The sequence below is a fragment of the Flavobacterium sp. genome (genome assembly GCF_027484945.1).
Lineage (GTDB): Bacteria > Bacteroidota > Bacteroidia > Flavobacteriales > Flavobacteriaceae > Flavobacterium.
Window position 1 is genome coordinate 53,860 of the sequence record NZ_JAIXRZ010000055.1, and the last position, 6,493, is coordinate 60,352.

At 37.1% G+C, this 6,493-nt stretch carries 8 protein-coding genes; 1 reads left to right on the forward strand and 7 read right to left on the reverse strand.

Going from position 1 to position 6,493, the window contains the following annotated elements; translation table 11 throughout:
• Positions 1 to 47: 47 nt before the first annotated feature.
• The 3 genes from Q0039_RS07500 to Q0039_RS07510 all read right to left on the reverse strand — a co-directional run bounded on the left by Q0039_RS07500 (position 48) and on the right by Q0039_RS07510 (position 3,206).
• Entirely contained in the window at positions 48 to 1,394 is a 1,347-nt protein-coding gene (locus Q0039_RS07500; RefSeq protein WP_297511273.1) for a DEAD/DEAH box helicase, read from the reverse strand.
• Between the two features lie 137 nt (positions 1,395 to 1,531).
• Positions 1,532 to 2,590, reverse strand: coding sequence for a nucleoid-associated protein (locus Q0039_RS07505; protein WP_297511275.1), 1,059 nt, complete (start codon positions 2,588 to 2,590; stop codon positions 1,532 to 1,534).
• Positions 2,591 to 2,666: 76 nt separating this feature from the next.
• Positions 2,667 to 3,206, reverse strand: coding sequence for a hypothetical protein (locus Q0039_RS07510; protein WP_297511276.1), 540 nt, complete (start codon positions 3,204 to 3,206; stop codon positions 2,667 to 2,669).
• A 156-nt stretch (positions 3,207 to 3,362) separates the two neighbouring features.
• Here Q0039_RS07510 and yaaA point away from each other — a divergent pair, with 156 nt between their 5' ends.
• Positions 3,363 to 4,124, forward strand: a complete 762-nt coding sequence (yaaA, locus tag Q0039_RS07515) for a peroxide stress protein YaaA (RefSeq protein ID WP_297511277.1) — start codon at positions 3,363 to 3,365, stop codon at positions 4,122 to 4,124.
• 166 nt (positions 4,125 to 4,290) lie between these two features.
• Here yaaA and Q0039_RS07520 read toward each other — a convergent pair whose 3' ends face one another.
• The 4 genes from Q0039_RS07520 to Q0039_RS07535 all read right to left on the reverse strand — a co-directional run.
• Positions 4,291 to 4,872 carry an aminodeoxychorismate/anthranilate synthase component II gene (locus Q0039_RS07520; RefSeq protein WP_297511279.1) on the reverse strand — a complete coding sequence of 194 codons (582 nt, stop codon included), beginning with the start codon at positions 4,870 to 4,872 and terminating at the stop codon, positions 4,291 to 4,293.
• A 72-nt stretch (positions 4,873 to 4,944) separates the two neighbouring features.
• Positions 4,945 to 5,508: a YceI family protein gene (locus tag Q0039_RS07525; protein ID WP_297511281.1), complete on the reverse strand. Its 564-nt coding sequence runs from the start codon at positions 5,506 to 5,508 to the stop codon at positions 4,945 to 4,947.
• A gap of 22 nt (positions 5,509 to 5,530) precedes the next feature.
• Positions 5,531 to 6,163: an NAD(P)H-dependent oxidoreductase gene (locus Q0039_RS07530; RefSeq protein ID WP_297511283.1), complete on the reverse strand. Its 633-nt coding sequence runs from the start codon at positions 6,161 to 6,163 to the stop codon at positions 5,531 to 5,533.
• A 6-nt stretch (positions 6,164 to 6,169) separates the two neighbouring features.
• On the reverse strand, positions 6,170 to 6,493 hold a 324-nt coding region (locus Q0039_RS07535; RefSeq protein WP_297511285.1), incomplete at its 5' end, for a MarR family transcriptional regulator.

The window sequence follows — 6,493 nt, forward strand, 5'->3', positions numbered from 1 at the left end:
TAATAAATTTAACCTATTTTCGAAGGGTTTTATCGTCAGAATTTGACTTACTCCCGTTTGCGTTTCTCGTTCCGTTTTCGTTCGACTGCGCGATTGCGAGGAGCTGATTTTCTTGGAGTTCGCTTCCCAGGGCCACCCAAATTCACTTTTTTGTTTTTATCTTTTTTCTCTTGAAAGGCAGTCCCACCTATAAGTTTTGGACGTTTCAATAGAAATTTTACTTTCTTTTTGTCTTTTTCAAATTCCAATAATCGATTGACAACTTCAACTGTTTCGGGAAAGGATAGCATTTGAATTTCTTGCTCCATAAGCATTTCTGCTTCAAGCTGAATTTCTTCTTCGCTAGGGCTAATAAAACTAAGGGCAACACCCGTTTTGTCTGCGCGTCCTGTTCGTCCAATGCGGTGAATGTATTGCTCGGGTATCGCAGTAAATTCAAAGTTGATGACATGCGTAATGTCGGAAATATCCAAACCTCGAGCCATCACATCGGTCGTGATAATTCCGCGCAGCCCTCCCTCTTGAAAAGAGGCCATAGTATTCAAACGATAGTTTTGGGATTTATTGGAGTGAATTACTCCAAATTGCTCAGGAAAATCCGATTCTATAGCGGTAGCGATTAAATCGACTGTTTTTTTATTATTGGCAAATACCAATACCCGTTTCATGGTAGTGTCTTCGTGAAGCAAATGCTTCAATACGTTTATTTTAGTAAGAAAGTTGGGGACTAAATAAGCGAATTGTTTAATTTTTTCTAATGGTGTCCCCGAAGGCGCTAAACTTACTTCTTCTGGAAAGTCAAAATATTCGTCAAGCATTTCGTCAACTTCATCGGTCATCGTTGCTGAGAAAAGGATGTTTTGACGCTTAGTGCGCAACATACTTAAGATTGCGGTTACTTGTGTTCGGAAACCCAAGTTTAAAATCTCGTCAAACTCGTCGATAATTAATTTTTGAAGCGTATCAAAACGAATTACACTATCTAAGGCCAAGTCCATTATTCGGCCGGGAGTACCTACGAGAATGTCAACGCCTTCATAAATCTTTTTTTTCTGCGTATTTATATTTACTCCTCCATACACCCCGAGCGTTCGCACTGACATGTATTGGGTAAGTTGTGAAACCACATCGGCAATCTGAACCACTAGCTCACGCGTAGGGGCTAAAATGATTACCCGTGGCGTTTCTGAATCCATAAATTTCCATTGCTTTAAGACGGGTAATAAATAGGCAAGTGTTTTTCCTGTTCCGGTTTGAGCAATTCCCATAACGTCACGACCCGAAAGAATTACCGAATATGCGCGTTGCTGAATAGGGGTAGGTTGCGTAAGGCCCATGTCATCCAACGCTTTTTGTAATGATTTTGGAAATTGAAACGATTCGAATGTGGTCATGAACTAGGATTTGATGCAAAGGTATTAAAAAAGTGTTGGGTTGTCTTTAAAACAATCCAATACGAAATCAAGTAAGGGTAAAATTGTAGCGGTATTCCATTGGTGCGCTCGAACTGAAATACCTCAATAGCACTTTTTTAGTGCTTCTGTTCTTTATTAAAATAGACCAAGTAATAATACATTTGGCGCTCTTCATCCCAACCTTTTTCGACAAATTTTTCAGCACTATCGGGATTAACAAAGTCCAACTTGATTTGAATATTGGTATCCAAATTAATCACATTTTTAATTGTACGACGTGCATCCGAAACGGCAGCATTAGCAATAGGGAAGGAGGTCACATCTTCAATACTGTATTTTTCACCTCGATCGGCTTTATAGCTTTTGAACTCTGGAATCAAGTCTGGGTTGTCGATCACTTCGTTTAAAAACTTGGATTCTTCAAAGGTGTCGTTCTTTGCAAAATGGTTAACCGCTCGGTTCATAAACAATACTTCTTCTTTTTTGTCTTCTGCGGGAAATACCACTTCTTTGGCAAACTCTTGACAAAACTTCAAATACTTTTTGGTCATAAAGTTCTCGTCTTGGAATGCATCTACCGACAAGAATTGCTCCAACCAGTAACGGGCATCATAACGATTACTATCGACAGTCAAAATTTTGTAACCTTCTTCTTTTTTATAATTGAAAATCAAACAACCTTTATCCAACTTGTTTAAATTGATTCCTTCTTGTAAAATCATTTCTAAATTGGATCCACGTTCTTCAAATTGTAAAAAGTCATTTTTCAGCTCACTTTTAAACACACCCAATGCATCTACTGTTTGATTGTCGATCGCAATATTGGTTAAATAGGCAACAAATACTTCCCCGTTTTTGATGTGTGGATGATTGGATTGTTCAAACAAGTGGTGGGTGATTTTCTTAGAAACTTCATGAACACTACTTGGATTTGTAAATACTTCCGAAGCTAAGTTGAACATTTCATTGTATTCCAAGTCGACATCATGTGCAAATTGGAAGTAATTTTCTTCTTTTTCTCGAAACGGACGAAAAAAATACTCTTTAATCAAAGGTACAATTTCATCGGTTAAACTATACGAAGACTCCGATAAGAACAGATTTTCGTTACGACTTTTGTTTCCGACTCTATGTATAGATAGGGAATCAATATGGGTGTTGAATAAATTTAGCATTGGAAATTGTTTTTAATGGTAGATAGAAGTTTGAATTAATTGTGATTTAGCAACTTAGAATTTTCAAATTGACACATTAGTTCCAATTCTCTTCAAATCCATAATCTTCAAAATGATCGTCTTCGCCAAATTGGTCTAAGTCATCTTCGTCCAAATCATCTTCAAACTCATTGTAGGATTCATAATCACCTTCGGCTTCAAACTGTTTTTCAATGGCTTCAGCGGGCATTTCACCATGAGCGAAAAGTAAATCGGGGTATGTGGCACCCGAAACGGGTTCTTCAATTGCTGCTAGTTCAACCAAAAACGTCCACATATTAATAAAATCGTAAACATAAATAATTTTGGTTTGCTCTTGGTGGAGGATTTCGTGCAAACGGTAATCGGCCATAGTGCGCGATTCTCCGGGACTATCCCCGGTATCAAACATTGGAATTTCATCTTCTTGATTCCATGTGTCATCACAGGTGTAGAAAGAGGCAACTTCCATTCCGTCAAAGCCAAAAGCATTAACCAAAGCATTGTGTAAATCTTCTAATGTATCGTTATCATCGATTGCAATATCTCTGAAAATATCTTCTTCAGCGTCGAGTATGGCTCTGAATTTATAAATCATAACGTAGGTGTTTTTTGAGTTTTCAAAGATAAATTTTTATTTTAGAATCTGCCTCCCGAAAATTTTAAATGTTGATAAGATTTTTATCCTTCAGCCCTTCAGAATTTTGTTCAAACGAGGGAAACTAACTATTTTTATACCTTAAAATTGCACCCTATGAAAATCGTGATTTCACCAGCCAAATCATTAAATTTTGAACGTTTAGTTCCTACAACTCAATACACCGAATTTGCTTTTGCGAACAAGGCAGAAGCTATCGATCGCGTTTTAAAAAAGAAAAAACCAAAAGATTTAATTGAATTAATGGCTATTTCAGAAAAGTTGGCCGAACTCAATTGGCAACGCAATCAGGAGCGGGAAGTGACTGCAATTACCTCTGAAAATGGGCGTCAAGCGGTTTTTGCATTTGATGGGGAAGTTTATCTTGGGTTGGATGCGTATACTTTATCAGCAACTCAATTGGCTAAAGCGCAAGATTCGCTTCGAATCCTTTCCGGTTTGTATGGTTTGATAAAACCCTTAGATTTAATTCAGCCCTATCGTTTGGAGATGGGAACGGCGATGCCTGTCGGTGCATCAAAAAACTTATATGCATTTTGGAAAGATACCCTTACTGCTTTTCTAAATACAGAATTACAAAATGAACCATTTTTAGTAAACTTGGCAAGCACGGAGTATTTTAGTGCGTTAGACACCAAAAAACTAAACGTTCCTGTGCTAACACCCGAGTTTAAAGAGTATAAAGACGGTAACCTAAAAATGATTAGTTTTTTTGCCAAAAAGGCGCGGGGATTAATGGTGCGTTATATTTTGGATAATGAGGTGCAAACGGTAGACGAATTAAAGGGGTTTAATTATGAGGGCTATGCGTTTGATGCTAATTTAAGTTCAGGCAATAAATTGGTTTTTACCCGATAATAAAAATAGCTTTCCCAAAAATTATATACCGTAACGTATTTTCCTTTTTGATTCTAGTGTAGTATTGGGATAGCGTTTTTTAAGAAAAAAACAACTATAGATAATTTCTATTGTAAATATCTATCTAATTTAATACCAGAATTATAAATTAAATTATTTCAAGTGATTATTTAAAATAATAATGGTTAAGCCAATTTTGAATAATTGTTTTGCCGTGGGGTGTTAAAATACTTTCTGGATGGTATTGGACACCATGGATTGCATATTTTTCATGGTGCAAAGACATGATTTCACCTTCAGGAGTTTGGGCAGAAATTTGTAAGCAATTGGGAAAATTTTGCCTGCTGACCATCCATGAATGATAACGCCCTACGACGATTTGTTGGGGCAGATTTTGATATAAAACAGCAGATGTATCGGTGATCAAGATTTCAGTAGCTTCCCCGTGGTGGACTTGGTTGAGGTTGTATAATTGACCTCCAAATGCTTCACCAATGGCTTGCATGCCTAAGCAGATACCGAGAATTTTTTTGCTAGCAGCGTACGATTGAATAAGCGGAAGAAGTATGCCGGCTTCACGTGGTAACCCCGGGCCGGGTGATAAAACGATACATTCAAATGCATCAACCTGATCCAAATCGATTTCATCATTGCGATAAACCATTACAGATGCCCCTAAAGCTTCGAGGTAGTGTACAAGGTTGTATGTAAAACTATCGTAATTGTCGAGAAGTAATATCGGTTTCATCGGTTCAAATATAACTAGAAAAATAAAAGCCCCGGAATTTGTCCGAGGCTTTATTTGAAGTGCTAATTTAAATTAGAACTGCATAGAAACCGTTAGTTCAAATTCGTCGTTAATTGCTTTATTTCCAAGATTATCAAAGAAACTGCCCGAGCCGTATTTGATACCGTATTTTGTTCGATCAATTGCGAATTTTGTTGAAGCCAAGTTGCCTTTAACATTCATGTCAAATGTTACAGGAGCCGTAATATCTTTAATAGTTAAGTCGGCTGAAACTGTAAATACACCGTTTCCTTTATCCACTACTTTTTTGAATACCAATTTTGATGTAGGGAATTTATCGGTACCAAAGAAGTCATCTGCCTTCAAGTGTCCGTTTAGATTATCTCTAGATTCTCCCTGTAAATCAGTTGTTGTTATTGATGTCATATCCACAACAAAAGAACCGCCAGTTAATTTTTTTCCTTTGAAAATTAAAGTGCCTCCTTTAAAATTTACGGTTCCATTATGTTGTCCGGTCATCTTTTTGCCCAACCATTCGATTTTACTTTTGGTAACCTCAATTTTTTTGTTTTGAGCAGTTGCAAGGGTTGAAATAGCGACAAATAGCGCAAGAGCAATTGGTTTTAAATTTTTCATTTTTTTTGATTTTAGGTTAAAATTATAAAGATTCAAATAAGTTCGATTCACTTTTACGCACTTTTGCATAATGTTGGGTAGTGTCGTCTGGATGTCGGTACCCGATAGCACATACTAAGGCAGCATTTAAGTTTCGTTCGTTTAAACCCAAAATTTCGTTGTATAACTTGGGTTCAAAGCCTTCCATAGGTGTAGTATCTATTTTTAATTCCGCTGCAGCATTCATTAAGTTACTCAAGGCAATATACGTTTGCTTTGCTGTCCAAACATTGCGCACTTCTAAAGGTATTTTCTGGATTGATGCTTTCATAAAATCAGCATATCCTTGTACATTTTCCATTGAGATTCCACGTGTTTGAATAAGGTTTTCAAAATAGGCATCAATTTGAGCATCTCCCAGATTGAGTTCATTGGCAAAAACAACGAGATGAGAAGCCTCTACAATTTGTGACTGACCCCAAGAAGCCGGTTGTAATTGTGCCCGTAATTCAGGATTTTCTACAAAAATGACTTTGTAAGGCTGTAATCCGTATGAAGAAGCCGACAAGGAAATGGCTTCTTTAAGTACTGCCAAATCTGCCGCACTAATTTTCCGTGTAGGATCGTATTTTTTGGTCGCATAACGCCATTGAGCGTTTTCAATAAATGAATTCATAAGCGGTTATTGGGTGTTTATGGTTCTAAATTTCTCTAATAATTCGATTAAAACTTTTTGTTCATCTTCGGATAGGTTTTTAACAAATAATTCCTCATTTGCGGCCACTAAGGGGTCTAACTCCTCCAAGAGTGCTCGTCCTTTGGCGGTAATCACGATTTCTATTTTTCTTCGGTTTTCCGGACATACATTGCGCGTAACCAGACTTTTAGCCAACAATTTGTCAATCAAACGCGTGGTATTGCTGTTTTTGGTGATCATTCGTTCTTGAATCATCGACATATTGGCCGGATTTCCTTTTTGTCCACGTAAAATGCGCAACACATTAAA